Source organism: Clostridium sp. J1101437_171009_A5 (assembly GCF_015547905.1).
Lineage (GTDB): Bacteria > Bacillota > Clostridia > Oscillospirales > Oscillospiraceae > Pseudoflavonifractor_A > Pseudoflavonifractor_A gallinarum.
This window is the reverse complement of the sequence record NZ_JADMVY010000009.1, coordinates 75,897-102,706: the sequence shown is the minus strand read 5'-3', so window position 1 is coordinate 102,706 and position 26,810 is coordinate 75,897. Positions and strand designations below refer to the sequence as shown.

Sequence of the window (26,810 nt, the reverse complement as noted above, 5' to 3'; positions counted from 1 at the left end):
GTCCAGTATAGCAGAAAGTTCCAGTCAGAGCGAGAGACGAAGTGTTGAAAAAACAGCTTCGTCTCTTGGCTCTCACAGGGGAAAATGTCAAAGGATCATACGATTTCGTTCTTGGCGATGGCTAAAGGATAGCTGGAATGACCCATCAGCATCCGCCCCGGATTCACCCGGACATTCTTATCTGTGATCACATATTTGAGCACGGCATCCGACTGAACGACGGTGCCCTGCATGAGCACACAGTTGGAAACCCGGGCACCCTTCTGGACATGCACGCCGCGGAAGAGGATGCAGTTTTCCACCTCGCCCTCGATGATGCAGCCGTCGGCCACCAGAGAGTTGATGCTCTTGGCGCCGGGGCCGTAGTAGGTGGAGGGGTTGGACTGGTCCTTGGTCTTGATGGGACGTTCGGGGGCAAAGAGCTGTGCGCGGACTGCGGGGTCCAGCAGCTCCATGCTGCGGGCAAAATAGCCGGCCACCGACTGAAGGCGGGCGGCATAGCCGTCAAACTGGTAGGCGTGGATCTTGAGATTATGCACCGCCGACACCAGAACGCCGTCGCTGAAGGAGGAGATATTGTGGGTGGAGCAGTGGTCCACCAGGGAGAGGAGCAGCTCCTTGGAGAGGATGTAGACCTCCAGGGACTCCAGACCAGCGGCCGTGGTGGGGTTGACGGCCACGTCGGTGACAAAGCCGTTTTCGTCGGTGGTGAAGTAGTCACAGCCGCGGGGGTCGCTGTTGAGCTTGGAGGTGCACACGGCCGTCATGTCGGCGCCGCTGTCCAGATGGGACTGGAAGATCTCCGCGAGGGGCAGGTTGACCGCCACGTCGCCGCCGGCCAGGACCACGTAGTCCTGCCGGATCTTCTGGAGGTAGGAGTACACGCCGGCCAGAGCGTCCATCCGGCCGTGGTAATTCCCGTCGCCCCGCTTATCGGCATAGCCGAAGGGGGGCAGGATGCGCAGACCGCCGTGCTTGCGGGCCAGGTCCCAGTCCTTACCGGAGCTCACATGGTCCAGCAGGGACTGGTAGTTGGCGTGGGCGATGAGGCCCACATCGGAGACCCCGGCGTTGACGAAGTTGGAGAGCATGAAGTCCACCACCCGGTAACGGCCGCCGTAGGGGATGGAACAGGTGTTGCGATGCTGGCTCAATTCCCGCAGGCTGGGATTGGAGCGATAGGCAAAAATGATGCCGTGGAGTTTATTCAGCATTTCTTATCGTCTCCTTTCACATTGCGGGTAATCATGGCCTTGGCGGGTACGACGGCGCCCCGGCCAACTTTGAGGTTCTGCGCCACGACGGCGATGCCCCATTCCGAATCGTTCTGGTCGTCCGGGGACGTACCCACATGGGCCTGCTCCCCGATGACGGTATTTTCCGCAATGATGGCGTATTCCACCACGGCCCCGGCCTTCACGACCGTGCCGGGCATGAGGATGGAGTAGGCCACCCGGGCGCCCTCTTCCACCTGCACCGAGTGGAAGAGCACCGAGTTCTCCACCGTGCCGTAGACCTCACAGCCGCCCGTGACCATGGAGTGGGACACCTTGGCGTTGGGACCGGTATAGAGGGGGGGCTTGGTGGGGGTGCGGGCGTAGATGGGCCACTCGGTATCGTAGGGATCGATGCCGTTCTCCGGGGAGAGCATGTCCATATTGGCGTCCCACAGGGAGTCGATGGTGCCCACGTCCTTCCAGTAGCCCCGGAAGCGGTAGGCCATCAGCTTTTCCTGGTGGGCCAGCATGGAGGGAATGATGTTCTTGCCGAAGTCATTGGAGCTCTTCTCGTCGGCCTCGTCCGCCATCAGATACTCCTTGAGCTTGGACCAGGTGAAGATGTAGATGCCCATAGAGGCCAGATTGCTCTTGGGGTGCTTGGGCTTCTCCTCAAATTCATAGATCTGGTCGGAGTCGTCCACATTCATGATGCCGAAGCGGGTGGCCTCCTCCAGCGTGACCTCCAGCACCGAGATGGTGCAGGCCGCGCCGCTGGCCTTGTGGTGGGCCAGCATCTTGGAGTAGTCCATCTTGTAGATGTGGTCACCCGAGAGGATGAGCACATACTCCGGATCATAGAGCTCGATAAAGCCCATATTCTGATAGATGGCGTTGGCGGTGCCCTTGTACCAGGTGCCCTTTTCCCCCTCGCGCATGTAGGGGGGGAGGATGTGGACGCCCCCGTCGGAGCGGTCCAGGTCCCAGGCCTGGCCGTTGCCCAGATATGCGTTGAGCTCCAGCGGACGGTATTGGGTGAGCACGCCCACCGTGTCAATGCCGGAGTTGATACAGTTGGACAGCGGGAAGTCGATGATGCGATATTTTCCGCCGAACGGAACGGCGGGTTTGGCCACGTGGCTGGTCAGGGCATGGAGACGGCTTCCCTGTCCGCCAGCCAAAAGCATGGCGACACATTCCTTTTTCATAACACGTTCACCTCTAGCGATTGCTTTTCAAATGTCCCTCTCCACATCGGCTCCGGAGCGGAACGAAGTCCGGAGCGCAATGACAGGCAATGTTGGATTCCCAGCTCCTCTCTGCGTATGTAGATGGTTTAACTGCCCGATTTGGAAGCGCGGGGCTTGCGGGCGGGACGCTTGGTCTCCTGGGCGGAGGACTCCTCCGCGGCAGGGGCCTTTTTGCGGCTCGTGCGCTTGGCCGCCGGCTTCGCGGCTGGCGAAAGCTCCGCCTTTTTGCGGCGGGGCGGGAATTTCTTGGTGCAGCGCAGGATCACTGCGCCCATGGGGGGCAGGTCCACCGAGATGGACTGCTCCAGCCCGTGACATGGGATGTACTCCGACTTGAGGGGCTCCAGATCGCCCAGTCCGTTTCCGCCGAAGGCGGGATCGTCCGTGTTGAAGGCCACCTCGTACCGGCCCGGGCAGGGAACGCCCAGACGGTAGCCCGCCCGGTGGACGGGGGAGAAGTTGCACAGGGTGAGCAGGAAGTGTCCCTTCTTGTCCTTCCGCAGGAAAGCGGCGCAGTTGCCCTGGTTATCGTCGGCACAGATCCACTGGAATCCCTCCCAGGAGAAGTCCAGCTCCCACAGCTCGGGGTGGGCCAGATAGAACTGGTTGGCGGACTGGAAGAAGCCCTGGAGCTGCTGATGGCGCTCCTGCTCCAGAAGGTGCCAGTCCAGAGAGTGCTCAAAATGCCACTCGTTGAACTGTCCGAACTCCGCGCCCATGAAGAGAAGCTTTTTCCCCGGGTGGGTGAGCATATAGGTGTAGAAGGCCCGCACACCGGCGAACTTCTCCTCATCGGTGCCCGGCATCTTGTTGATGAGGGAGCCCTTCATGTGCACCACCTCGTCGTGGGAGAGGGGGAGCACGAAGTTCTCCGAGAAGGCGTACATCAGGGAGAAGGTGATGTCCCGGTGATTGAACTGCCGGAAGTAGGGGTCCAGCTTCATGTAGTGGCACAGATCGTTCATCCAGCCCATATTCCACTTGAGGTTGAAGCCCAGACCGCCCTCCAGGCCGCCCTGCTCCACCGGGTGGGATACCCTGGGCCAGGCGGTGGACTCCTCCGCGATCATGAGCAAGTCCGGGTGGGCCTGGAAGATGTGGGTGTTGAGCTGCTGGAGGAAATCCACGGCCTCCAGATTCTCGTGCCCGCCGAAGAGGTTGGGGCACCACTGTCCATCCTGCCGGCCGTAGTCCAGGTAGAGCATGGAGGCCACCGCGTCCACCCGCAGGCCGTCGATGTGGAACTGCTCCAGCCAGAACAGGGCCGAGGAGTAGAGGAAGGAGCGGACCTCGTTGCGCCCGTAGTCAAAGACGCGGGTGCCCCAGTCGGCGTGCTCGCCCTTGCGGGGGTCGGCGTACTCGTAGCAGGGGCCGCCGTCAAATTCGTACAGGCCGAAGGCGTCCTTGGGGAAATGGGCGGGCACCCAGTCCAGAATGACGCCGATGCCGGCCTGGTGGAGCTGATCCACCAGATACATGAAGTCGTCCGGCGTGCCGTACCGGCTGGTGGCGGCAAAGTATCCGGTGCACTGATACCCCCAGGAATCGTCCAGCGGATATTCGCTCACGGGCATGAGCTCCACATGGGTGAAGCCCATCTCTTTGACGTAGGGGACCAGATAGCGGGCAATATCCCGGTAGCTGAGGAAGGTGTCCTCCCCGGTGCGCCGCCAGGAGCCCAGGTGCATTTCATAGATGTTGAGGGGCTTGTGATAGATGGGATTGGCTTTCCGCCACTCCAGCCAGGCCTGATCGCCCCAGACATAGCCGCCCAGCTCATAGATCTTGGAGGCGGTGCCGGGGCGGGTCTCGGCGTGGAAGGCATAGGGATCGGCCTTGGCCAGGACACGGCCGTCCTGTGTGTGAATGGCATATTTATAGGAGTCGTAGCGCTGAAGGTCAGGGACAAATCCCTCCCACACGCCGCCGCCGATGGGAGCGAGGGGGTGATCGGACTCATCCCAGGCGTTGAAATCTCCCATGACACATACTGCCTTGGCATTGGGGGCCCACACACGGAAGACATAGCCCTCCTGCCCGTCCTGTACCTGTGCGTGAGATCCCAGATACTCCTGCGCACGGACGGCCTGACCTTTTGAAAACGCATCCAGAGCGGGTGCATAGCTGGTGACCTGATTCATAGGCATACTCTCCTTCGTACGAAAAACGCCCAAAAGTAAAGGGAAAAAAGAACCTTCTCTTGGCATAGATGATAATAAGGATCCGAAAAAGCGGATACTTATTTGTAAAAATTATACAACATAATATGGAATACGTCAAGGCTCTGTGCCGCGCTATTTCGTAAAACACATCATAACGCAAGATATGGAAGAAAAATACAGAAAAAGGGGGAGAGAACCAAAAGAATGGTTCTCTCCCTGAAAAAGGTCAGGCAGCCAGGAACAGGCGCTGGAGAAAATCCAGGAAAATGCCGGGCACGGTGACGCGCTCCACGGCCTCGCAGGCGACGATGGGGATGCGCTCCCGCTCCTCCCCGCCCACGGTCACCACCAGGTGGCCCAGGATCTGGCCCTTCTCCACGGGGGCCTCCACATCCTGGCAGAGTTCCAGCTGGGTGGAGAGCTGGTTGATCTGGTCCTTTTCCACCAAAAGCCGGCTGGAGGCGGAGAGCTCCGGCTGGACCTGTTCCTTCCGGCCCAGGATCACATCCACCGGGGGAAGGGCCTGGTTGGGGCGGATGTCGGCCAGGGTATAGTTGGCAAAGCCGAAGTCCAGCAGACGCTTGGCGCTGTCAAAGCGCTGGGCCGAGGTGGGGGAATGCAGGATCACGGCGATGAGCTCCATGCCATCCCGCTCCGCCGTGGCCGAGAGACAGTAACCCGCCGAGTCGGTGGAGCCGGTTTTGAGGCCGGTGGCCCCGGGGTAGAAACGGATGAGCTTGTTGGTGTTGGAGAGCTGGAAGGCCCCGTTGCGGATGGAGTCCATCCAGATGGTGGAATACTCCCGGATCATAGGATGTCCGATCAGGGCCCGGGACATGAGGGCGATATCGTAGGCGCTGGTCAGATGCCCGGCGGCGGGCAGGCCGGTGCAGTTGAGAAAGGTGGTGTCCGCCATGCCCAGCTCGGCGGCCCGCTCGTTCATATCGGCCACAAAGGCCTCCTCACTGCCTGCGAGGTGCTCGGCCAGGGCCACCGCCGCGTCGTTTCCCGAGACCACAGTCACCGCCTTGAGCAGGTCCTGTACCGTCATCTGCTCGTTTTCCTTCAGATAGACCTGGGAGCCACCCATGGAGGCGGCGTGGGCCGACACCGTCACCAGGTCGTCCAGGCCCAGGCGGCCGTCGTCGATGGCCTCCACCACCAGGAGCAGGGTCATGACCTTGGTGACGCTGGCCGGCTCCAGCTTGTCGTGGGCGTTTTGTTCATAGAGCAGGGTCCCGGTCTCCTTCTCCATCAGGACAGCGGCGCTTGCCTCCGCCTGCGGCGCGCTGGAGACCGCCCCGGCGGGGCAGAGGAGCAGAGAAGCGGCCAGCAGGGCCGCGGCCAGTTGTTTCATGACAGTACCTCCCGTATCAAAGCGATCATGCGCAGGTTTCTGTAAGAACAGGATATGGAAGATTTGTCCGTTCTATGCCGCCGGAAAAACTTGTCAGTGGGAAAGAGAGCTGATACAATGAAAACCGGTTTACACCGGACAGGAGGAAGGTCCATATGCACATTACAACGGTGATTTTGACCGGCGGAAAATCCCGCCGGATGGGACGGGACAAGGGGGAACTCCCGGTGGGGGAGAGTACCCTGCTGGAGCGGATGATCGACCGCTGGACGGGGGTATTCGACGCCGTGGCCGTCTCGGTGGGAGAGGGAGGGCGCACCCTTCCGGCGGAGGTGCCGGCCCTCTTGGACCGGCATCCGGGCGCGGGACCCATGGCCGGCCTGGAGGCCGCACTGGCGGAGCTGGAGACCGACGCGGTCTTTCTCACGGCAGTGGACATGCCCTTTGGAGATGCCGCCCTGGCCCGCTGGATGGCGGAGCGGATGGGGCAGGCGGATGTGTGCACCATCCGCAGAGGGGACGGGCGGCCGGAGCCCCTCTTTGCCCTCTACCGCAAAAGCTGTCTGCCGGTCATTACCCGCAGTCTGGAGGAGGGGCGGCGCTCCTTTGTCCAGGGGCTCTTTCCCTTTGTAGCGGTGGAGCAGATCGGAGAAGAGGAGCTTGCGGCCTTTGATCTGGAGCGCAGTCTCTTCAACGCCAATTCCCCCGAGGAGTGGGAGCGGGCCCGTCCGCTGCTGGAGCCGTGAGCAGGTCCGTTCCGGCGGCGGGGAAACCGGGGATCGTCCTAGGTAGAGGGGGCGGCAAAAATTTTTTGCGTTACCCCCTTCACAAGAGCACTTTATTGTGGTAATATACTAAAGCAATAGGACGACACCCCGGACACTGTCCGCGAAAGAACGACAATGGGAGGAATTTAGATATGAAACGGAAACTCTCTGCGCTGGCTCTGGCCGCTGCCCTGGGCCTGTCCCTGACCGCCTGCTCCGGCGGCACCGCCTCCAGCCCTGCTCCGGCCGGAAGCGGCACCCCCGAGGGCACCCCTGCCCAGAGCGCGGACAGCGATTGGGCCTATGTGGAGGGCAACGGCAAGCTGAAGATCGGCTACACCCTCTTTGAGCCCATGAACTACATAGGAGAGGACGGCGAGCTCACCGGATTTGAGACCGAGTTTGCCACCGCCGTGTGCGAGAAGCTGGGCGTGGAGCCGGAATTTGTAGAGATCAACTGGGACGCCAAGCTGCTGGAGCTGGAGTCCAAGAACATCGACTGTATCTGGAACGGCATGACCATCACGCCCGAGCTGCAGGAGGCCATCTCCATCTCGGATCCCTACATCAAGAACTACCAGGTGCTGGTGATCCGTGCGGCCGACGCGGAGAAGTACACCTCCACCGAGTCTCTGGCCGGCGCTAAGGTGGACGCGGAGGCGGGCTCCGCAGGCGAGAGCACGGTGCAGAATGACGAGTTCCTCAGCCAGGCCACCTACACCTCGGTGGTCAAGCAGACCGACGCGCTGCTGGAGGTCAAGAGCGGCGCGGCCGACGCGGCGGTCATGGACTTTGTTCTGGCCAACGCCCTGGCCGGTGTGGGTGATTACTCCGACCTGATGGTCATCCCCGATCTGGAGCTGTCGGTGGAGGAGTACGGCATCGGCTTCCGGAAGGGATCCGATGTCACCGAGAAGGTGAATCAGGCCATGCAGGAGCTGGTGGAAGACGGCACCCTGGGCACGCTGGCGGAGAAATATGAGCTGAGCGAGCTGCTGCTGGCCAATCAGAAATAATCACGTCATCAAGCGGAGGACAGAAGAGGCAGGGGGCAGCCCCTGCCCCTTGTCCGCTTCCGGCATAGGAGAGAGAATATGTCATTTGAAACGGTTACAATCACCATGATGAAGGGCTTTATGCTCAACATCCAGCTCTTTGTCATTACGCTGGTCTTGTCGCTGCCCCTGGGACTGGTGGTATCCTTCGGTACGATGAGCAAGTTCAAGCCGCTGAGCTGGCTGGTCCGGCTCTATGTGTACATCATGCGCTCCACCCCTCTGATGCTTCAGCTGGCGGTGGTGTACTATCTGCCGGGCATCCTCAGTCCGGGACATATTCTCCCGCGCATGACGGCGGCGTCGGTGGCCTTCGTGCTCAACTATGCCGCCTATTTCTCCGAGATCTTCCGGGGCGGTATCCAGGGCGTGCCCCGGGGACAGCAGGAGGCCGGACAGGTTTTGGGCATGACCCGGCGGCAGATCTTTTTCCAGGTGACGCTGCTCCAGGTGGTCAAGCGCATCGTCCCGCCCATGGGCAATGAGATCATCACCCTGGTCAAGGATACCTCCCTGTCCAACTTCATTATGGTGGGAGAGATCATCAAGCTGGCCAAGGACTTTGGCAACAAGGGCATGATCTGGCCCTTGTTCTATGCGGGATTTTTCTTCCTGGTATTCAACGGTGTGGTGACGCTGCTGCTCAGCCGGACCGAGAAAAAGCTGGACTATTTTCGGGTGTAAGGAGTAGAAGATATGGCGATTTTGCAGGTAGAAAACATCCAGAAGAAGTTCGGAAAGACCTCGGTCCTGAAGGGGATCAGCTTCTCCCTGGAGGAGGGACAGGCTCTGGCCATCATCGGCTCCTCCGGCTCCGGCAAGACCACACTGCTGCGGTGCCTCAATTTTCTGGAGACCCCCGACGTAGGGACCATCCGGGTGCGGGACGAGGTGCTCTTCGACGCGGCCGATCCCAGCACCCAGCGGGAGGCCGAGGTGCGCAAAAAGCGCCTCCACTTCGGTCTGGTGTTCCAGTCCTTCAACCTCTTTCCCCAGTATACGGCCCTGAAGAACGTGATGCTGGCCAAGGAGCTGCTGGCCCAGGAGCGGAGCGACTACAAGGCCAACCGGAAGGAGATCCTGGCTGAGATCCGGAAGGAGGCCCTGGCCCTGCTGGATCAGATGGGGCTGGCCGACCGGGCCGAGCACTATCCCCACCAGCTCTCGGGCGGACAGCAGCAGCGGGTGGCCATTGCCCGGGCGCTGGCGCTGCATCCGGACATCCTCTGCTTTGACGAGCCCACCTCCGCGCTGGACCCGGAGCTCACCGGCGAGGTGCTCAAGGTGATCCGCTCCCTGGCCGACAAAAAGACCACCATGGTCATCGTCACCCATGAGATGGCTTTTGCCCGGGATGTGGCCGACCAGGTCATCTTTATGGACGGCGGTGTCATCGTGGAGCAGGGCCCGGCCCGACAGGTCATCGAACAGCCCACCCAGGAACGGACCCGGCAGTTCCTGGCCCGCTACGCACAAAAGGCATAAGAACAGCCCCCGGAAACCTTTGTTTCCGGGGGCGTTTTCTTGCAGTGTGCAGATTCCCGAAGCGTACCTGTTCAGGGTGGGCGCGGTGTGCTATAATAACACCGAGAGATTTGTCAAGACGAGGAGAACGCAACACATGGAAGCATTTTTTCTGCCGGTTTTATCCCATTTTCAAAATGAGAATTTCTGGACGGCCAGCGCCGGCCGGATGCGCTATCAGGTGACGCCTGAGGAGGAGAATCTGGCCGCCGAGGTGTGGGAGGGCCCCTGGGGCTATGCCTTCAGCACGGTGGAGGAGAAGCGGTATTTCCCCATGACCGCCCAGGGGCTGGAAGAGCTGCGGGCCTGGGGCATCGCGTGGGCGGAACAGATCAACGCCCGGCCGCCCCGCACGCTGGAGGAGACCCTGGAGATGCGCGCGGCGGCGCTGGAGCGCAAACAGGCGGCCCAGGCGGCGGAAGAGCAGGAATGAAAAAAGCAGACACGCACAAAACCGGTGCGTGTCTGCTTTTTTGTTGTCTCAGGGGAGAGATGATCCCGCTCAGCCCTCGATGTCGGAGATCAGGTTGACCCGGCGCTCATGGCGGCCGCCCTCGAACTCGGTGGTCAGGAAGGTCTCCACGATGCGGTCGGCCATGTTGGCCCCGATCATGCCGCCGCCCATGGCCAGCATGTTGGCGTTGTTGTGACGGCGGGTCATCTCGGCGGAGAGGGGCTCGGAGCACAGGGCGCAGCGGATGCCCTTGACCTTGTTGGCGGCAATGGAGATGCCGATACCGGTGGTGCACACCACAATGCCCCGCTCACAGGCGCCGGAGGCCACCGCCTCAGCGGCGGCCCGGCCGTAGACCGGGTAATCCACACTCTCGGTGGAGTAGCAGCCGCAGTCCTGCACCTCGTAGCCGTGGGACTCCAGCCAGCCCTTCACATGCTCCTTCATGGCAAATCCGCCGTGGTCGCAGCCCAGAGAAACTTTCATGTTCATATCCTCCTCAAATCAATTCAGTCCATCTATCCAGATCCGCCCTTACAGCGGCTTGGGAACGGGATTGTGACGGTGGTAGGTGGTCACATAGCGGAATCCGGTGTCCTTCAGCAGGTCGTAGGCGGCAGGGATGCCCAGGCCCACCCGCTCGGGGAAGTGGGCATCGGAGCCCACAGTGATGAGCTCACCACCCAGGGCGCGATAGCGCTCCAGAATGGGGCGCCAGGGCTCCACGGTCTTGCCGCAATAGGTGTTCAGCTCAATGCCGCGTCCGGTCTCTACCACCCGGCGCAGCACGGTGTCGATGCTGTCCCACCAGGGCGTCAGGGAGATTTCCTGGGGCATGTAGCGCAGGGGATAGATGATGTGTCCCAGGATATCATAGGTCTCCGGCAGCTCCACCAGGCGGAGCATGGAGGCGAAATAGTCGTCCAGTACCCGGCGGCAGGTCTCCTCCGAGTCATAGGAGAAGTAGAAGAAGTCCTCTCCGCCCAGCTCGGGAGAGAGATTGTGGAGCGAGCCGATCACAAAGTCCAGCTCGGGCAGGGCAAGCATGCGCCGGGCATAGTCGGGATCGAAGGGGGCACTGCCGTACTCGATGCCAAACCGGAGCTGGAGTCTCCCCTCAAAGGCGGGCGCCGTCGTCCGGAACTGCTCCAGGGCAGGGGACCAGTCATAATCGGGGGCGAAGCCGCCGTGCTCCAGAATGCGGTCATAGTGGTCGGTGACGCACAGCTCGGAGAGTCCGGCCTTCTCGGCCGCCCGGGCCATTTCAGCCAGGGGCACATGCCCGTCGGGGGAGAGTCTGGTGTGGGTGTGATAGTCGATGAAATACATACAGCACGCTCCAATTTGTCAGATTGGCCAGGAGGGAAGCCACTGGAGAAGGTTTGAGGTATACCACCGGGGGACCATCAGACCGATGAGCACCGGGTAGAAGGCGGCATACAGGGCCACCGCGGTCCCGGTCAGGGCATAGACGCTTTTGCGCATCCAGGGCAGACCCATCTCAAAGAGATCGTTGTACACATAGGCCAGGGCAAAGCAGAGGAAGAGGATGGAGGGGAAGTAGTGATACTCGAAGGTGGTCCGTCCAATGAAGAACCAGGGGGCCAGATGGGAGAAGTAGGCCACCACGATGAACAGGGCCTTCCCGCAGCTGCGCCGGATGCAGTGGACGATGAGGCTCACAACGGCCAGCAGTCCGCCCCAGCAGACCACCGGGTTGGAGAAGGCGGCAAAGGCCGACTTGCTCCCCGGTACGGAGGTGTAGTCCAGATAGTAGAGGATGGGCCGTCCGTCCACGATCCACTGATACCAGCGGGAGGAGTAGGGGTGGGTGTCGTGGACGCCCTGGTGGTAGGTGAGCATATACTCCTGATTTTTCCACATCTCATGGATGAGGTTGCCCAGGCTGGTATCCCCTTTGGCGGCGGCGTAGGGCCAGTAGGAGAGGGTATAGATGCAGGCGGGGATCACCACGAAGCACAGCACAGAAAAGGCCAGCGTCTGGATCAGCCAGAGATTCCGGAATACCGGGGGAGTTTCCCCCGCCTCCACTTTGGGCCAGTCCCGCAGCTTGAACCACAGGCCCAGGAAATAGAGCAGAGCCAGTCCCACGCCGCCATAGATGACGGTCCACTTGCTGGCCGCGCCGATCCCCCAGAAGAGGCCGGAGAGGAACAGCCAGGGCGCGCCCTTCCGGAACGGGGTGCCCGCCGGGAGGGTGAGATACCGGTACATGAAGTAGTACATGGCCAGGATGAAGAACACCCCATAGGTGTCGATGGTGGCGATGCGGGTCTGGGTGAGATGCATGAAATCAAAGGCAAAGAGGGCCGTCCCGCAGAAGGCCACCGGCGTCTTCCCAAAGAGATTTTTGAGGAAGGCATAGAGCAGAGGAAGCATGAGCACACCGAAGAGCGTGCCCATAAAGCGCCAGCCAAAGGGAGTCATACCGAAGAGGCGGATACCGATGCCTAGGATGAGCTTGCCCAGCGGGGGATGGGAGATCTCATAGGGGTAGATCCCACGGATGTGCTCATAGGCGGTGCGGGCGTGGTAGATCTCGTCAAAGTAGGTGGAGTTATACCAGGAGGGGGATTCCGGGACGGTGTCTCCCTCGTCAAAGAGGGCGGAGGCCTCCCCCGGCTGGTCGGGGCACACCAGATTTCCCGAAGTGTCATAGAGAGCCAGCTCCCCCAGTTCGATGGGGCTCTTGGTGGATTTGGCGGTGATGCGCAGGAAGCGGACCTCCAGCGTATTCTCGGGCGTGATTTCAAGCCACTTGAAGAGGTCGGCGTAGTGCTGGGGCATGGCATAGCTGGGCTCGTAGCCCTCCGCGTCGGCCCAGTAGTAGCCGGTGACGGTCCCCTCCTCGTTCTCCCGTGCCCAGAGGGTGGACCAGTGGGAGCCATCGGCGGAGATCTCCACATTGTAGTCTCCGGTGCCGAGACCCGGATAATACATCAGCCGGGTGAGCTGGAAGGGTTGGGAGAATTCCACCTCCACCGTCTGTGTCTCGGTAAAATTGTGAAAAGACTGGGGATTGGTAAAGGAGCCCAGCTGAAAAAAGGCGGTGGCGGCATAGACCAGCGTCAGGAGCAGGATGAGCAGGCCGTCCCGCCGCTCCAGTGGGTGACAGCGTCCCGCAAAGGAAAAGCGGGGTTTGGCGGGGGAGGGGAGGACCTCTCCGGTTTGACGGCGGATCCGGTCATGCAGGTTATGGGGAGAGAGGATCCAGCGCCAGTAAGAGCCAAACAGGAGAAAGAGGGCGGCGAGCAGAAGGATGGGAAAAATCAGCGTAGGCCGGATGGCCTGGAGCAGGATATCCATGAAAGACCTCCCGGAAGTTGGATTCAAGAAATAGCATAAGGTCAGATAACAAAAAAAGGGATGGACAATGTCCATCCCTTATTTTATTTCTTTTTCTTCATTTTGTCAAAGAATCCTTTGAGCCCCTCTTCCTCCTCCGCGTCGGGCAGCTCGCCCATGGCGCGGCCGAAGTGGCGCAGGGCCTCCTTCTGCTCGTGGGTGAGCCCGCGGGGGACATCCACCGAGACGGTGACGTACTGGTCGCCCCGGCCCCGTCCGTTGACGGAGGGGATGCCCTTGCCCTTGAGGCGGAACGTGGCGCCCGGCTGGGTGCCCTCGGGCAGGTTCCACTTGACCTTTCCGTCGATGGTGGGGATCTCCAGCTCCGCGCCCAGGGTGGCCTGGAGGAAGGAGACCTTCTGATCCAGGTAGACATTCATGCCGTCCCGCTTGAACTGGGGATGGGGACGCACGGTGATGCTGATGATCAGATCGCCGGCCGGACCGCCGTTCTTGCCCGCGCCGCCCTGTCCCCGCAGGGAGATGGCCTGACCGTTGTCGATGCCGGCGGGGATCTTGACGGTGATCTTCCGGTTCTTCCGAACCGAGCCGGCGCCGTTACAGGTCTTACAGGGGGTATGGATAAGCTTGCCGGTGCCGCCGCACTTGGGGCAGCTGGTGGTGGTGGCAAAGGAGAACGCGCCGCCGCCCCGCTGGATGCGGATGGTACCCGAACCGTGACAGTCGGGGCAGATCTCGGCCGTCGTGCCGGGGGCACAGCCGGTGCCCTTACACACGTCGCACTGCTCGCTGCGGGTCAGGCTGATCTCCTTCTCACAGCCAAAGGCGGCCTCTTCAAAGGTGATGGTGACGGAAGCACGGAGGGTATCGCCCTTCATGGGGCCGTTGCGCCGGGCACCGCCGCCCCCGCCAAAGCCGCCGCCGAATCCGCCTCCGAAGAAGGAGCCGAAAATATCACCCAGGTCGATGTCGCCGAAATCGGCGCCGCCGAATCCGCCGAAACCGCCGCCGGGGTTATAGTTGGGGTCAACACCGGCGTGGCCGAACTGGTCGTAACGGGCACGTTTCTCCTTGTCGGAGAGGACCTCGTAGGCCTCGTTGACCTCCTTGAACTTGGCCTCGGCCTCCTTATCGCCGGGGTTGAGGTCGGGGTGGTACTGCTTGGCCAGCTTGCGGTAGGCCTTTTTCAGCTCATCGTCGCTGGCGCTCTTGCTGACCCCCAGGACCTCGTAAAAATCTCGTTTCTGTTCAGGCATATGATCACCTCTTAAATTGAGGGAGTATGGAACGGCGGGCGCAAAGCGCGCCCCTACGCTGCATTTCCCGTTGCAGGGACGTATCTGGTACGCCCGCCAAAACGCCCCGAGTGGGACGGATGAAATTCACCCGTCCCACCACAGAGCTGATGTTTCTTTGAATCGCCGGAGGCGGTTTGCTGTGCGCCTGCTCCGGCTCCGGAGCGCTTCTGTGTCACGCCCCGATGGGCCTGCGCCGCGGCCAGCTGCTCAGCCCTCCGCCGGAAATGCCGCCGGTCTGCGCCCGGCCTGTTTTCCGGGCTGCGGACTTCGCTGCTGTCCTGCTCCGGCCCCGGTGCGCTTCTATGTCACGCTCCGATGGGCCTGCGCCACGGCACACTGCACACCGCTGCGCAAAAAACACCTTTGGCCTGCGGCCAAACTGCTTTTTTGGCTGCGCGGTTTGCTGTGCGCCTGCTTCGGCCCCGGAGCGCTTCTGTTTCTTACTTCTTATCGTCGTCCACGACGGTGTAGTCGGCGTCCACCACGTTGGGGTCGGTGCCGCAGCTGCCGCCGCAGTCGCCGCTGCCGCAGTTGCAGCCGTCGGCTCCGGGCTGACCGCCCTGGGGATTGGCCTGCTGATACATCTTCTCAGCCACAGGATAGAACGCCTTGTTGGCCTCCTCGGTAGCGGCCTTGATGGCCTCCACGTCGCTGCCCTTCAGGGCCTCCTTCAGCTTGTTGATGGCAGCCTCCACGCTGGCCTTGTCGGCAGCGTCGATCTTATCCTTCATCTCGTCCAGAGCCTTCTCGGTCTGGTAGACCACCTGGTCGCCCTGGTTGCGGACGTCCACCTCTTCCTTGCGCTTGGCGTCCTCAGCGGCGAACTGCTCGGCCTCCTTGACGGCCTTGTCGATGTCCTCCTTGGACATGTTGGTGGAGGAGGTGATGGTGATGTGCTGCTCCTTGCCGGTGCCCAGGTCCTTAGCGGAGACGTTGACGATGCCGTTGGCGTCGATGTCGAAAGTGACCTCGATCTGAGGCACGCCGCGGCGGGCGGGAGCGATGCCGTCCAGGTTGAAGCGGCCCAGAGTCTTGTTGTACTGCGCCATCTCGCGCTCGCCCTGGAGCACGTGGACCTCCACGGAGGTCTGGTTGTCGGCGGCGGTGGTGAAGACCTGGCTCTTCTTCACGGGGATAGTGGTGTTGCGCTCGATGAGCTTGGTCATCACGCCGCCCATGGTCTCAATGCCCAGGGACAGGGGGGTGACGTCCAGCAGCAGCAGGCCCTTGACGTCGCCGGTGAAGACGCCGCCCTGGAGCGCGGCGCCCATGGCCACGCACTCGTCGGGGTTGATGCCCTTGAAGCCCTCATTGCCGGTGATCTTCTTCACGGCCTCCTGCACGGCGGGGATACGGCTGGAGCCGCCCACCAGCAGGACCTTATGCAGATCGCTGGAGGAGAGACCGGCGTCGCTCATGGCCTGGCGCACGGGGCCCATGGTGGCCTCCACCAGGTGGGCGGTGAGCTGGTCGAACTTAGCGCGGGTCAGGGTCAGGTCCAGATGCTTGGGACCGGTGGCGTCCGCGGTGATATAGGGCAGGTTGATGCTGGTGGAGGTGACGCCGGAGAGCTCGATCTTGGCCTTCTCAGCGGCCTCCTTCAGGCGCTGCATGGCGACCTTGTCGCCGGTCAGGTCGATGCCGGTGTCCTTCTTGAACTCGGCGGCCATCCAGTCCATGACGCACTTATCGAAGTCGTCGCCGCCCAGGCGGTTGTTACCGGCAGTGGCCAGAACCTCGATGACGCCGTCGTCGATGTCCAGGATGGACACATCGAAGGTGCCGCCGCCCAGGTCGTAGACCATGACCTTCTGGGCCTGCTCCTTATCCACACCGTAGGCCACAGCGGCGGCGGTGGGCTCGTTGATGATGCGCTTGACATCCAGACCGGCGATCTTGCCGGCGTCCTTGGTGGCCTGGCGCTGAGCGTCGGTGAAGTAGGCGGGGACGGTGATGACGGCCTCGGTAACAGGCTGGCCCAGATAGGCCTCGGCGTCCGCCTTCAGCTTCTGAAGGATCATGGCGCTGATCTCCTGGGGAGTGTAGGCCTTGCCGTCGATGTTCACCTTATAATCGCTGCCCATCTCGCGCTTGATGGAGATAACGGTGCGGTCGGGGTTGGTGATGGCCTGGCGCTTGGCCACCTGGCCTACCATGCGCTCGCCGTCCTTGGAGAAGGCCACCACAGAGGGGGTGGTGCGGTTACCTTCCGCGTTGGGGATGACGACGGCCTCGCCGCCCTCCATAACCGCTACGCAGCTGTTCGTCGTACCTAAGTCAATACCAATGATCTTGGACATAATGTATTTCCTCCAATATATCGAAATTTATTTTAAACAAAGTGAAAATGGGATATGAACCCTCCGCGCTTGTCGTCACGCTGCGGGCCCTGCGCGGACGGCACACTGCTCGCTGCTGTGTGCCTGCTCCGGGCCCTCCGCGCTTCTTCTTAGTTTGCCACCTTTACCATGGCAAACCGGATGACCTTGTCACCGGACTGGAAGCCGGCCTGAAAGACCTCCACGACGGTATTTTCTCCGGCGTTTTCGTCCTCCACATGCATCACGGCGTTGTGAAGGTTGGGGTCAAAGGTCTGGCCCAGCGCGGGGATCTCCTCGACGCCCAGCTTGGAGAGGACCTCCTTGAGACCATTCATGGTCATCTCCACGCCCTTTTTATAGGCCTCGTCGGCGGTCTCCTGCTTGAGGGCCCGCTCCAGGTTGTCGTACACCGGGAGAAAAGCCAGCACGGCGTCCGACTTGGCGCTCTGGTAGGCGTCGGTTTTTTCCTTCTGGGAGCGCCGGCGGTAGTTGTCATACTCGGCGGCCAGGCGGAGGTACTGATCCTCCTTCTGGGCCAGGGTATCCTTGAGCGCCTCCAGCTCCGAGAGCAGAGGATCGGGGGTGTCCGTCTCAGGGGCGGCGCCCTCCGTGACCTCTTCGGTCACGGTCTCCGGCTCCATCTGCTCGGCCTGTTCCACGGCCTGCTCGTTCTCTTTCTTACTCAAAGAGGTTCCCTCCTATTATGTTTCATCGTTGCGTCCGTCCCCGGTGGGAAGTTCTCCCTGGCCAAACAGCCGGGTGAGACCCTCCGCAAAATAGGACAGGCGGGCGGTGATCTTTGCGTAATCCATCCGTGTGGGGCCAACGACTCCGATGATGCCCCGCATGCCGTCCCCAATGTCGTAGCTGGCCATGACCACGCTGGTATCCTTCAGCGCGTCGGCCACATTTTCCGGACCAATGAGGATCTTCATGGGGCCATCCTTGGGAATGGGGAAGCGGGCGGCGTCCTGGTCCTCGGAGAGATAGCTCATCAGGGGCTGGGCCCGTTCCAGATTCTGATACTCCGGAAGCTCCAGCAGATGGGCCAGACCCGCGGTGTGGACCCGACGGTGCTCCAGACCCTCCAGCACCTCCATGGCGAAGGAGACCACCAGACTGATCAGGCCATAGGCATCACCGGCGGCATGCTGTGCCACCCGCATGAGTTCGGGCGTGATCTCCTCCAGCGTCAGATTGGTAAAGGTGGTGTTGAGCAGGGTGTTGAGCATCTGGAGCTGCGCCTCGGTCAGATCGGAGGGCAGCTGCACCAGCTTGTTGCGCACCAGATTGTTGTCGGTCATGACCACAATAATGAAGGCGTTTCGCTCCACCATCAACAGGTCAAAGCGCCGGATGGTCACCCGCTCAAACCCGGATGAGAGGGCAAAGGCGGGATAATTGGTGAGACGGGAGACCACCCGTCCGGCCTCGGAAATGACGCGATCCAGCTCCTGCATTTTGAGACGCAGGGCGCGGTTGATGCGCTCGGTCTCCTGCACGGAGAGCTGGTGCTCTTCCATCAGCTCATTGACGTAGAACCGGTACCCCTGGGGAGAGGGGATCCGTCCGGCCGAGGTGTGGGGCTTTTCCAGCAGGCCCATGGACTCCAGATCAGCCATCTCATTGCGGATGGTGGCCGAAGAGACCGAACGGTCCAGGGAGTCGGCAATGGCCTTGGAGCCCACCGGCTCGGCGGTGGAGATATAGCTTTCAATGATGGCACGGAGAATCCGCTTTTTTCGTTCGCTCAGATCCATGCGCATCACTTCCTTTGCGGCGGATTGGTTTAGCACTCTTTGTACCTGAGTGCTAAAGATAATGTACCACCCTCACCAGCAATTGTCAATAGGGGGGATGTAAATTAAATGTGAACGAAAATCCCGCCTTATGACTTGCATAAGGCGGGAGAGTCTGCTAAAAAAACTGGGCTCTTTTAAAAGGAGAGACAGGTCCCGGTATGGAGCGGTATGAGGCATCCGGGTTCCTGTTGGGCCATCAGGTCAAAGGCCGGATGGCCGGTGCAGTGACCGGTACAGATCTGCTCCACCTCCAGCTCCTCGGCCAGCCGGCGGGAGAGGAGGCGCACCTGTTCAGGCTCTACGCCCAGGGAGCCCATCCCGGTCTTGCCCACCAGGTGGAATCCCCCCACGATGGCGTGGACCTTCTGGGTGGGAAAGAGGGCGCGCACCTCATGGACGATGTGGGCGGCTCCGGCGTGGCAGCAGGAGTTCATCACCACCAGCCCGTGGGCGGTCTCGGCCACCAGGGACTGCTCGTGGGAGACCGCGTCGGGGATCAGGTGGAGCCCGGGGGCCAGAAGCCGGGGGCCGTCGGCCAGATCAAAGCGCCCAGCCCATTTGGTAAAGAGATCCGGGTCCACACCGGCCGGGCGGCGGGAAGGATCGGCGGTGTCCTCCTGATAGGCCTGGACCGCGGCGGGGCGGGCCAGTACCGGGGCCTGTTGGTTGCGCCGGAAGAAGGCGGAGAACCCGCCGGCGTGATCGTCGTGGCCGTGGGAGAGGGCAGCCCGCTCCACCCGGCTCAGGTCGATGCCCAGCCGGTCCGCGTTGCGCACAAACAGGCCGGAGGTGCCGCTGTCCAGAAGATAGGAGTGGCCCTCGTAGTCCAGGTGCAGGGAGAGGCCGTGCTCGGCAATCAGGTGGTCGGGCGCGGAATTTTCGATGAGAACGGTGAGCCGCAGCATACAGATGCTCCTTTCCGGGGAAGAGGGCGGCGCTCAGGCACCGGCGCGGGTGATGTCGTTGATCCAGGCGTGGGACCGGAAGCGGAGAATGCCCAGCGTGGACTTGACCAGCTGCTCCACCGTCACGGCCACATAGACCCAGACAATGTTCCAGCGGAGTACCAGGGCGAAGAAGGCGGCCAGAGGAATGGCCACCAGCCACATGGCAGACACGTCGATGATGGCGGCCACCCGGATGTCTCCGCCGCCCCGGAGGACGCCCACAGTGTTGGTGGTATCAAAGGAGCGCAGGGGCATCAGGCAGCCGATGAAGGTGAGGATGATGGTAGCGATCTCCGACGAGACCGGGGTGAGGTGGAAGAGGGGATAGACCACCACCGGCAGCCAGGTGTGGGCCGAGATCACCAGGAGGGTGCCGATCACGGCGCCGCAGAGGAAGGAGATGGTGTCCAGCGCGGCGGCCAGCTCATAGACCGTGGAGCGGCGGCCCGCGCCGATCTCCCGGCCGATGATGATGGCGGTGGTGTTGGCAATGGCCAGCACGGCCACGATGCAGATATCCTCGATGTTGCCCGAGATGGCCCGGGCGGCCAGGATCTGGGTGCTCCCCTCCATATGTCCCATGATGACCTTATACATGGAGGTGCCCAGACCCCACAGCATCTCATTGACCACCACGGGGGTGGCATAGCGGAAAAACTTCTGCACCAGCGCCCGGTCCGGGCGGAAGAGCACGGCGGGCTTGAGGCGGAAGCGGCGGTTGCACTTGGCATAGACCACCATGATGACGAATTCCACAATGCGGGAGGTGAGGGTGGCGATGGCGGCGCCCTCCACCTCCAGCCGGGGCGCCCCCAGGTTGCCGAAGATGAGCACCCAGTTCAGGAAGGTGTTGGTGCACATGGAGGCGGCGTAGATGCACAGGCCCAACTTGGGATTCTCCATGCTGCGGTGGGCGCCGGTATAGACGCCGGTGATGCTGTTGAACAGATAGGAGAAGCCCACGATGCGGGCATAGCCCACGGCCAGGGGAATGAGCTCCTGGTTGTCGGTGAGCAGGCCGATGATCTGATAGGGGAAGAAAAAGAGGGAGGCGGCGAAGAGGGCGGAGATGGCGCCGGCCAGATAGAAGCCCACGCCCATGACCCGGTTGATGGCGTCGGTATCGCCCTTGCCCCAGTACTGGCTGATGAGTACGGAGGAGCCGCTCTGCAGCCCGAAGATGATCAGCTGAATGATGAAGACCAGGATATTGGCCTGGGCCACGGCGGCCAGGGGAGCCTCGCCGAGGCTGCCCACCATAAAGGTGTCGATCATGCCCAGGGATGTGGTGATGAGATTCTGGAACAGGATGGGCAGGGCCAGAAAGAGCAGATTCTGGTAGAAAGCCCGCCCCCGATTCAGATAAGAGAACATATGATGTGACCAAGCCGGCGATACCTCGCTCCGCCGGCGCCTTTCTGATGAAGTGTAAAATATGGAAGAGAAACAGACACGCGATCAGGCCCCCACACGGCTGGACCGGATGGCAGAGAGGGCGTCGGCCAGGGCGTCCACCTCGTCCCGGGTGCTGGTGGGACCGAAGGAGATGCGCAGCACCCCCATGGCGGTGCGCTTGGGCAGGCCCAGGGCGGCAAAGACATGGCTGGGCTTTCCCTTGTGACAGGCGGACCCGGAGGAGACATAGATCCCCTGGTCGCTCAGCGCCCGCACCAGCATCTCACTGGGATAGCCGGGCAGAGAGACGGAACAGATATGGGGGGCGTCCCCGGGTGTGACGATCTCCAGCCCCTCCACACGGGCCGGGAGCTGCTCCAGCGCATAGGCCTTGAGGGACTCCATATGGGCACGGTATTCCGCCCCGTGGTCCATCCAGAGCCGGCAGGCGGCCGAAAGGGCTGCGATCTGGGCGGTGGGCTCGGTACCGGGGCGCAGTCCGCGCTCCTGTCCGCCGCCCCGCAGCAGGGGAGAGAGCTTGAGCCCGCTCCGGATATATTGGACGCCGATGCCCTTGGGAGCGCGGATCTTGTGGCCGCTCACGGTGAGCAGGTCCACACCCAGCTCCTTCACGGTAAAGGGAACTTTCAGAAAACCCTGCACCGCGTCGGTGTGGAAGAGGATCTCCGGCGCATACGCCTTGACGATGCGGGCACATTCCGCCACCGGCTGAAGGGTGCCCAGCTCGTTGTTGACCAGCATCATGGAGACCAGCACCGTGTCCTCCCGCAGGGCGGCGCGCAGGTCCTCCGGCGAGATCCGGCCCTGCCGGTCTGGCTTGAGACGGGTCACCGACCAGCCCTTGCCCTCCAGGGCCTTGATGGGCTCCAGCACAGCGGAGTGCTCAATGGCGGTGGTAATGATATGACGGCCCCGCCGCCGCCCATGCTCCACCGCGGCCTGGATGGCCCAGTTGTCCCCCTCGGTGCCGCAGGAGGTGAAAAAGACCTCCTCCGGCGTGCAGCCCAGGGCCTCAGCCACAACGGCCCGGCGTTCCTCCAGCCGCTGGGCGGCCTGCTGGCCGAAGGCGTGGCGTGCGGAAGGATTGCCGAATGCGGCGGTCATCTCCTCCAGAGCGGCCTGCGCGGCCTCCGCGCAGACGGGAGTGGTAGCGGCGTGGTCCAGATAGACGAACATAGAACCTTATTTCCCCCTTGTTGGATCGCAAAAAATCACATGACACAGAATGAAAATATTGTATCGCCCGCTGTGCGGAAAGTCAAGGAAGGAGCATTTTGCAGATTCCTTAAGAGAAAAGAGAAGTGGTTAGCAGATGAAAACCGGGGTCGGAGAGGCTCTTTTGTGTATTGTGACAGGGAAAGGAATGGAGAAGAATCAATAGTCTGGCAGGCCCAAGCAAGGGATCAGACTTGACAGTATATAAAAAGGGTCCTATACTGAAGTCGATAACCTAGAAAGAAGGTATGAAAATGAGCGCCATTGCGTTGAAAGAGGGCGTCTGGTCGGTGGGTGTGTTGAATCCATCGCTGCGCGTCTTTGATATTGTGATGGAGTCCAAGTACGGGACTTCTTACAATGCCTATCTCCTGACCGGAGAGAAAAATGTCCTCATTGAAACGGTACATACCGACTATTTTGAGGAATATGTGGAGAACATTGAACAGGTGGTCCCGCTGGAGCGGGTGGACTACCTCATTATGAATCACAACGAGCCGGACCACTCTGGCAGCGTGTCCAAGCTGCTGGAGCGCTGCCCCGACCTGAAGATCTTCTGCACCGCGGCCGGAAAGAAGCATCTGGAGGACATCACCAACCGCACCTTCCCGGTGCAGGTGGTCAAGGCGGGGGACACCCTGGATCTGGGCGGAAAGACGCTGGAATTCATTCCGGCCCCCATGCTCCACTGGGCCGATTCCATGTTTACCTGGGACCCGGCGGACAAGGTGGTATTTACCTGTGATTTTCTGGGCGCCCATTTCTGTGAGCCCACCATGCTGGACAGCAAGATCCATGACAAGGCGGCCTATGCCGGGGAGCGTCACTTCTATTATCAGTGCATCTTCGGACCCTTTGCCTCCTATGTCCAGGCTGGTCTCAGCAAGCTGCCCGCCGAGGCGGAGATGGCCTGCACCAGCCACGGCCCCGTGCTGACCGAGACGCTGGAGGAGTGCAAGGCGCTCTACCGCCAGTGGAGCACGCCGGTCCCCAAGGAGGGGAAGACGGCTGCCATCATCTACGCTTCCGCCTATGGATGCACCCGGGCGCTGGCCCAGGCCGCTGCCGAGGCGCTGGAGGAGATGGGCATCCGCACCGTACAGCACGATGTCACCATGGAGAGTCTGGACGCCTGCGCCGCCATCGCCAACGAGGCCGATGTGGTTCTGGTGGGTTCTGCCACCATCAACCGGGACGCGCCCAAGGCGGTATGGGATGTGCTGGGCTCCATCGACGCCATCAACACCAAGGGCCGCGCGGCCGGCGCTTTTGGCGCCTACGGCTGGAGCGGCGAGGCACCCGGTATGCTTCAGACCCGCCTGGGACAGCTCAAGTTTGCCACCCCGGCGGAGGCCTTCCGTGTGCTCTTCACGCCGACACAGTCCGATCTGGACGCGATGAAGGACTATGCCCGCTCCGTGGCGGCCCTGTTGAAATAAACCATAAAAAAGGAGATTAGAAACCATGGATAAGTATGTCTGCGGCCCCTGCGGCTATGAGTATGACCCCGCGGTGGGCGATCCCGACAACGGCATCGCTCCCGGCACCCCCTTTGAGGCTCTGCCCGAGGACTGGGTTTGCCCGGTCTGCGGTCTGGGCAAGGACGTCTTTGAGAAGGCGTAATTCCAACCTGAAACACTGCAAAGCCCCGGAACCATCTGGTTCCGGGGCTTTCTGCATAGAAATCGGTTCTGCGTGCCCGAGGGGATCACACCGGGAGCACGCCGGTATAGATGAGTACCTGGCAGAGCAGTGAGGCCGTCTCCTCCCGGGTGGCGGCGTCCTGAGGAGCGATCTGTTCGGGGCTGTCCCACAAGAGAGAGAGGGGCTGTCCAAAGAGATTCTGATGTCCGTTGGTCAGGAGCCACACGCTCTCCCGGGCCCAGGGGGCGTAGGCGCGGAGGGCGGCGCTGTCCATGGTGTCCTCCGGTATGCCCTTGGAGGCCTCGTAGAAATTGAGGCTGAGATTCTCGGCCAGGCGGGCGAGAATGGAGAAGAGCTGCTCATGGGTCACCGGGTCATCGGGGTGGAACTTCCCCTTTCCGTCGCCGGAGAGAAGACCCAGCTGCTCCAGAGCATAGACCGAGGGACCATACCAGCTGTCCATGGACACGTCGGAAAAGACGGCGGGGCTGGAGGGCATATTGCAGTTGAGGGCCGCGGCCAGCATGGTGGCAAGCTCTGCCCGGGTCAGAGAGTCCTCCGGATGGAAGGTCCCGTCCCCGGTGCCGGAGAGGATCTGATAAGAGGCCAGCAGGTCGATGGACTCGGCATAGGGGCTGGCCGACGTGTCGGAGAAGGAGCGGTCCAGGTAGGTCAGGCCGTAGGTCTGAGCGGCCTCTTCCGGGGAGACACAGGTCCAGCCGTTGGAGCCGCCGGTCCCCTGCCACAGGTCCACTGTGGGGGGGATGGCCGAGAGCAGCTGGGCAAAGGCGTCCCGGTAGGCCGGACTGGAGGCCTGCTCCCCGTCGATGTACCAGCGCCAGCCCAGATCCAGCCGGTAATATCCGGCGGTGTCGCCGTCGGGCGGGGCGGCGGAGAGGAGGATGGCCACCTCGTCGGCCAGGTCGGGGTCTACCAGCAGGTGGGGGATGATCCCGACGGTGTCGGTGGTGGCTCCGGCAGGGGAGAAGTAGCGGTTGGTGGTGATCTTCATGGCGTCCCCGTCCGGGAAGTAGTCAGGATAGACGCTCTGGTCAAAGAGGGTCTGTGCCACACCCTTTCCAAAGGTGCGGCCACCCACCACGATCCCGGCATTCAGGTCCCGGATGCAGGCCGAGAAGAGCTCGGAGGAACTGGCGGTATATCCGTCGGAGAGGACGATGACCGCTTTGTCGGTGAGGGGGGATAGAGACGAAGAGAATGCGCCGTAAGAGCCGGAGCCATCCCGCAGATAGCCCGTATTCTGCGCGTCGGTAAAGGCGCTGACCGCCTGGGAGGCCGCCGAGGTCAATCCGCCCCCGTTGCCCCGCAGGTCCATGACCCAGACCCTGGCCTCATCCTGGTAGGCGGAGATCCCCTCCTGGATGTGGGGATAGGTGTCTGTACCAAAGGTGGTGCACTCCAGATAGCCCACACGTCCCTCCACCAGGCGGGAGGTGGTGGTGGGGACCGTGATGGCGGCACGCGTCAGGGTGACCGTGTGCTTCTCCTCTCCGCGCTGGTAGGTGACCGTGACCTGAGTGCCGGCCTCTCCCTGGATCCAGGAGGACACCTGTGCGGCATCCACGCCCAGAGTGGAGCGGCCGTCCACCGCCACGATCCGGTCACCCTCCCGCAGCCCGGCGGCCTGGGCGGGAGAGCCCTCCAGCACGGAGGTGATGGTCATTCCGTCGGTGCCGGCGATGGAGACCACGCCGATCCCCACCAGACTGGCATCCTCCATGGAGGAGAGAAAGGCCTGGTATTCTTCTGCCGTAAAATACTGGGTATAGGGGTCCCCCAGCTGTTCCAGCATGGCGGAGATGGAGGTCTGGTCCAATACCTCCTGGGGTACGGGGTCAATATAGGCGTCTGTGAGCAGGGTGCGGGCCTGCTCCAGGGTGAGAGCTTGTGCGGGGAGCGCCAGCAGGGAAGCGAGAAACATACCCGACAGGATACGGGCGCAGCGGCGTCGATTCATCAAAAAGGGCCTCCTTGATTATGTTAACGCTATTTTACAACAAAATGGGAATGAGGACAATGCCTCATTCCCATTTTTTACAGCTTACCTATATTTGGAACTCAGGGGACAAAGTACAGGTTGTGCACGCCCAGAATCTGCTCCACCGGGGCAAAGGAGACGCCGGAGGCGGCATAGGCCTCCTCGCCGTCCAGGGCGAGGGTGTAGAGGGTCTGTCCGTCCTGGCTGACGGTCACCTGGTCCGGGGACTGGGCGTCCCAGGAGACGGTGCAGCCCAGCTCTTCAGCCACTGCGCGGACGGGGAGCATGAGCTTGCCCTCCTGGAGCTGAGGCAGTTCCTGCTCGGAGAGCTCCAGCTCCGCTCCGTTGAGGGAGACCGACTGGAGATCGGCGTGGATCCAGCCGGCATTGCCGCCGTCCAGAAGAATCAGGGTCTCGGGGGTGGTCTGGGCGGGGTAGGACTCGGCTACCATGTCGTACCAGCCCACCACATAGTCGCCGGGGATCAGCTCGTCCAGAGAGAGGCCGGAGACCTTGGTCTCATCCGAGAGGTGATAGACCAGATCCTCCGTGCCGATGGAGACCGAATCGCCGTCCCGGGTGACCGAGGTCACGCGGCGGGCCATGGGCACTCCGTAGTCGGCGGGGATGGAGGCCAGGATCAGGGTGGCGCCCGCCTGGGCGGGCTCACTCAGCGTCATGACCGGGGTGGAGTAGATGTAGAGAGATTCCCCATCCCGGAGCTGATCGGCGGTCATGGGCTCGCCGGTGACCGCATTGAGGATGACCGTCTGGTCGGAGATGTGATAGAGGATGTCCTGCTCGGTCTCGCCGCCGGCGTGGAGGAGCACAGAGTCTCCGGAGAGCTCAGAGGCGGTCCCCCAGCGGTAGATCCAGCCCAGCTGCTCGGGCAGCTGATAGGAGGCGGTCCCGGTAGGGGCCTGGGAAGAAACGCCGCTTTCCGGCTCGGCGGCCAGGGCGGGGGTGAGCAGCAGCGCGCAGCTCAGCGCGGCACAGACGAGAGTTTTCATAGAAATGGCTCCTTTCCTTACTTGGGATGATGTGCTTTAGACGGA

At 61.9% G+C, this 26,810-nt stretch carries 23 protein-coding genes; 7 read left to right on the top strand and 16 right to left on the bottom strand.

Annotation, left to right across the window (positions count from 1 at the left end):
* Window positions 1–95: 95 nt before the first annotated feature.
* From glgD to I2C21_RS12545, 4 genes are all read right to left on the bottom strand, one after another.
* Window positions 96–1,214: a glucose-1-phosphate adenylyltransferase subunit GlgD gene (gene glgD, locus I2C21_RS12560; RefSeq protein WP_101691163.1), complete on the bottom strand. Its 1,119-nt coding sequence runs from the start codon at window positions 1,212–1,214 to the stop codon at window positions 96–98.
* Window positions 1,208–2,425 (bottom strand): glucose-1-phosphate adenylyltransferase, encoded by a 1,218-nt coding sequence (locus I2C21_RS12555; RefSeq protein WP_101691164.1) that lies wholly within the window; start codon window positions 2,423–2,425, stop codon window positions 1,208–1,210. The genes glgD and I2C21_RS12555 overlap by 7 nt, the downstream gene beginning before the upstream one ends.
* 128 nt (window positions 2,426–2,553) lie before the next feature.
* Window positions 2,554–4,608, bottom strand: coding sequence for a 1,4-alpha-glucan branching protein GlgB (gene glgB / locus I2C21_RS12550; RefSeq protein WP_353654812.1), 2,055 nt, complete (start codon window positions 4,606–4,608; stop codon window positions 2,554–2,556).
* 247 nt (window positions 4,609–4,855) lie between these two features.
* Window positions 4,856–5,986: a D-alanyl-D-alanine carboxypeptidase family protein gene (locus tag I2C21_RS12545; protein ID WP_195279424.1), complete on the bottom strand. Its 1,131-nt coding sequence runs from the start codon at window positions 5,984–5,986 to the stop codon at window positions 4,856–4,858.
* A gap of 155 nt (window positions 5,987–6,141) precedes the next feature.
* On the opposite strand from I2C21_RS12545, the gene mobA reads away from it, so the two are divergent.
* The 5 genes from mobA to I2C21_RS12520 all read left to right on the top strand — a co-directional run bounded on the left by mobA (window position 6,142) and on the right by I2C21_RS12520 (window position 9,765).
* On the top strand, window positions 6,142–6,732 hold the full coding sequence (gene mobA / locus I2C21_RS12540; RefSeq protein ID WP_193537130.1) for a molybdenum cofactor guanylyltransferase: 591 nt from the start codon (window positions 6,142–6,144) through the stop codon (window positions 6,730–6,732).
* A gap of 173 nt (window positions 6,733–6,905) precedes the next feature.
* Complete coding sequence (locus tag I2C21_RS12535; protein WP_101691168.1) at window positions 6,906–7,769, top strand: transporter substrate-binding domain-containing protein; 864 nt, start codon at window positions 6,906–6,908, stop codon at window positions 7,767–7,769.
* A 78-nt stretch (window positions 7,770–7,847) separates the two neighbouring features.
* Window positions 7,848–8,492, top strand: a complete 645-nt coding sequence (locus I2C21_RS12530; protein WP_186963310.1) for an amino acid ABC transporter permease — start codon at window positions 7,848–7,850, stop codon at window positions 8,490–8,492.
* 12 nt (window positions 8,493–8,504) lie between these two features.
* Window positions 8,505–9,293: an amino acid ABC transporter ATP-binding protein gene (locus I2C21_RS12525; protein WP_101691170.1), complete on the top strand. Its 789-nt coding sequence runs from the start codon at window positions 8,505–8,507 to the stop codon at window positions 9,291–9,293.
* Window positions 9,294–9,429: 136 nt separating this feature from the next.
* Window positions 9,430–9,765 (top strand): hypothetical protein, encoded by a 336-nt coding sequence (locus I2C21_RS12520; RefSeq protein WP_195279423.1) that lies wholly within the window; start codon window positions 9,430–9,432, stop codon window positions 9,763–9,765.
* Between the two features lie 69 nt (window positions 9,766–9,834).
* Here the strand turns inward: I2C21_RS12520 and rpiB are convergent, their stop codons facing one another.
* The 10 genes from rpiB to I2C21_RS12470 all read right to left on the bottom strand — a co-directional run bounded on the left by rpiB (window position 9,835) and on the right by I2C21_RS12470 (window position 22,073).
* Window positions 9,835–10,272, bottom strand: coding sequence for a ribose 5-phosphate isomerase B (rpiB, locus tag I2C21_RS12515; protein ID WP_193537126.1), 438 nt, complete (start codon window positions 10,270–10,272; stop codon window positions 9,835–9,837).
* Between the two features lie 48 nt (window positions 10,273–10,320).
* Window positions 10,321–11,115, bottom strand: a complete 795-nt coding sequence (locus tag I2C21_RS12510) for a histidinol-phosphatase HisJ family protein (protein WP_195279422.1) — start codon at window positions 11,113–11,115, stop codon at window positions 10,321–10,323.
* An 18-nt stretch (window positions 11,116–11,133) separates the two neighbouring features.
* Window positions 11,134–13,113: a phospholipid carrier-dependent glycosyltransferase gene (locus I2C21_RS12505; protein WP_195279421.1), complete on the bottom strand. Its 1,980-nt coding sequence runs from the start codon at window positions 13,111–13,113 to the stop codon at window positions 11,134–11,136.
* An 83-nt stretch (window positions 13,114–13,196) separates the two neighbouring features.
* Window positions 13,197–14,369 (bottom strand): molecular chaperone DnaJ, encoded by a 1,173-nt coding sequence (dnaJ, locus tag I2C21_RS12500; RefSeq protein ID WP_101691175.1) that lies wholly within the window; start codon window positions 14,367–14,369, stop codon window positions 13,197–13,199.
* 482 nt (window positions 14,370–14,851) lie between these two features.
* Entirely contained in the window at window positions 14,852–16,711 is a 1,860-nt protein-coding gene (gene dnaK / locus I2C21_RS12495) for a molecular chaperone DnaK (RefSeq protein ID WP_101691176.1), read from the bottom strand.
* Between the two features lie 149 nt (window positions 16,712–16,860).
* The gene (gene grpE / locus I2C21_RS12490; RefSeq protein WP_101691177.1) at window positions 16,861–17,418 is read right to left on the bottom strand and encodes a nucleotide exchange factor GrpE; all 558 of its coding nucleotides are present in this window, start codon (window positions 17,416–17,418) and stop codon (window positions 16,861–16,863) included.
* A gap of 15 nt (window positions 17,419–17,433) precedes the next feature.
* On the bottom strand, window positions 17,434–18,492 hold the full coding sequence (gene hrcA / locus I2C21_RS12485; RefSeq protein WP_101691178.1) for a heat-inducible transcriptional repressor HrcA: 1,059 nt from the start codon (window positions 18,490–18,492) through the stop codon (window positions 17,434–17,436).
* 176 nt (window positions 18,493–18,668) lie between these two features.
* Window positions 18,669–19,439 carry an MBL fold metallo-hydrolase gene (locus tag I2C21_RS12480; protein ID WP_195279420.1) on the bottom strand — a complete coding sequence of 257 codons (771 nt, stop codon included), beginning with the start codon at window positions 19,437–19,439 and terminating at the stop codon, window positions 18,669–18,671.
* 33 nt (window positions 19,440–19,472) lie between these two features.
* A complete protein-coding gene (locus tag I2C21_RS12475) occupies window positions 19,473–20,855 on the bottom strand; it encodes an MATE family efflux transporter (RefSeq protein WP_195279419.1) in 1,383 nt (460 codons plus the stop codon).
* Window positions 20,856–20,939: 84 nt separating this feature from the next.
* Window positions 20,940–22,073, bottom strand: a complete 1,134-nt coding sequence (locus I2C21_RS12470; RefSeq protein ID WP_195279418.1) for a cysteine desulfurase family protein — start codon at window positions 22,071–22,073, stop codon at window positions 20,940–20,942.
* 293 nt (window positions 22,074–22,366) lie between these two features.
* Here I2C21_RS12470 and I2C21_RS12465 point away from each other — a divergent pair, with 293 nt between their 5' ends.
* Entirely contained in the window at window positions 22,367–23,551 is a 1,185-nt protein-coding gene (locus I2C21_RS12465) for an FprA family A-type flavoprotein (RefSeq protein WP_195279417.1), read from the top strand.
* 25 nt (window positions 23,552–23,576) lie between these two features.
* Window positions 23,577–23,735 (top strand): rubredoxin, encoded by a 159-nt coding sequence (gene rd, locus I2C21_RS12460; RefSeq protein ID WP_101691183.1) that lies wholly within the window; start codon window positions 23,577–23,579, stop codon window positions 23,733–23,735.
* Window positions 23,736–23,820: 85 nt separating this feature from the next.
* On the opposite strand, the gene I2C21_RS12455 is transcribed toward rd, so the two are convergent.
* Window positions 23,821–25,734, bottom strand: coding sequence for a S41 family peptidase (locus I2C21_RS12455; protein ID WP_186963302.1), 1,914 nt, complete (start codon window positions 25,732–25,734; stop codon window positions 23,821–23,823).
* 101 nt (window positions 25,735–25,835) lie between these two features.
* Window positions 25,836–26,765: a stalk domain-containing protein gene (locus I2C21_RS12450; RefSeq protein WP_195279416.1), complete on the bottom strand. Its 930-nt coding sequence runs from the start codon at window positions 26,763–26,765 to the stop codon at window positions 25,836–25,838.
* Window positions 26,766–26,810 lie beyond the last annotated feature (45 nt).

Bases quoted from the DNA above. Each gene is read 5' to 3' on its own strand.
- glgD (WP_101691163.1), bottom strand. From the start codon at position 1,214: ATGCTGAATAAACTCCACGGCATCATTTTTGCCTATCGCTCCAATCCC.
- I2C21_RS12555 (WP_101691164.1), bottom strand. From the start codon at position 2,425: ATGAAAAAGGAATGTGTCGCCATGCTTTTGGCTGGCGGACAGGGAAGC.
- glgB (WP_353654812.1), bottom strand. From the start codon at position 4,608: ATGAATCAGGTCACCAGCTATGCACCCGCTCTGGATGCGTTTTCAAAA.
- I2C21_RS12545 (WP_195279424.1), bottom strand. From the start codon at position 5,986: ATGAAACAACTGGCCGCGGCCCTGCTGGCCGCTTCTCTGCTCCTCTGC.
- mobA (WP_193537130.1), top strand. From the start codon at position 6,142: ATGCACATTACAACGGTGATTTTGACCGGCGGAAAATCCCGCCGGATG.
- I2C21_RS12535 (WP_101691168.1), top strand. From the start codon at position 6,906: ATGAAACGGAAACTCTCTGCGCTGGCTCTGGCCGCTGCCCTGGGCCTG.
- I2C21_RS12530 (WP_186963310.1), top strand. From the start codon at position 7,848: ATGTCATTTGAAACGGTTACAATCACCATGATGAAGGGCTTTATGCTC.
- I2C21_RS12525 (WP_101691170.1), top strand. From the start codon at position 8,505: ATGGCGATTTTGCAGGTAGAAAACATCCAGAAGAAGTTCGGAAAGACC.
- I2C21_RS12520 (WP_195279423.1), top strand. From the start codon at position 9,430: ATGGAAGCATTTTTTCTGCCGGTTTTATCCCATTTTCAAAATGAGAAT.
- rpiB (WP_193537126.1), bottom strand. From the start codon at position 10,272: ATGAAAGTTTCTCTGGGCTGCGACCACGGCGGATTTGCCATGAAGGAG.
- I2C21_RS12510 (WP_195279422.1), bottom strand. From the start codon at position 11,115: ATGTATTTCATCGACTATCACACCCACACCAGACTCTCCCCCGACGGG.
- I2C21_RS12505 (WP_195279421.1), bottom strand. From the start codon at position 13,113: ATGGATATCCTGCTCCAGGCCATCCGGCCTACGCTGATTTTTCCCATC.
- dnaJ (WP_101691175.1), bottom strand. From the start codon at position 14,369: ATGCCTGAACAGAAACGAGATTTTTACGAGGTCCTGGGGGTCAGCAAG.
- dnaK (WP_101691176.1), bottom strand. From the start codon at position 16,711: ATGTCCAAGATCATTGGTATTGACTTAGGTACGACGAACAGCTGCGTA.
- hrcA (WP_101691178.1), bottom strand. From the start codon at position 18,492: ATGGATCTGAGCGAACGAAAAAAGCGGATTCTCCGTGCCATCATTGAA.
- I2C21_RS12480 (WP_195279420.1), bottom strand. From the start codon at position 19,439: ATGCTGCGGCTCACCGTTCTCATCGAAAATTCCGCGCCCGACCACCTG.
- I2C21_RS12475 (WP_195279419.1), bottom strand. From the start codon at position 20,855: ATGTTCTCTTATCTGAATCGGGGGCGGGCTTTCTACCAGAATCTGCTC.
- I2C21_RS12470 (WP_195279418.1), bottom strand. From the start codon at position 22,073: ATGTTCGTCTATCTGGACCACGCCGCTACCACTCCCGTCTGCGCGGAG.
- I2C21_RS12465 (WP_195279417.1), top strand. From the start codon at position 22,367: ATGAGCGCCATTGCGTTGAAAGAGGGCGTCTGGTCGGTGGGTGTGTTG.
- rd (WP_101691183.1), top strand. From the start codon at position 23,577: ATGGATAAGTATGTCTGCGGCCCCTGCGGCTATGAGTATGACCCCGCG.
- I2C21_RS12455 (WP_186963302.1), bottom strand. From the start codon at position 25,734: ATGAATCGACGCCGCTGCGCCCGTATCCTGTCGGGTATGTTTCTCGCT.
- I2C21_RS12450 (WP_195279416.1), bottom strand. From the start codon at position 26,765: ATGAAAACTCTCGTCTGTGCCGCGCTGAGCTGCGCGCTGCTGCTCACC.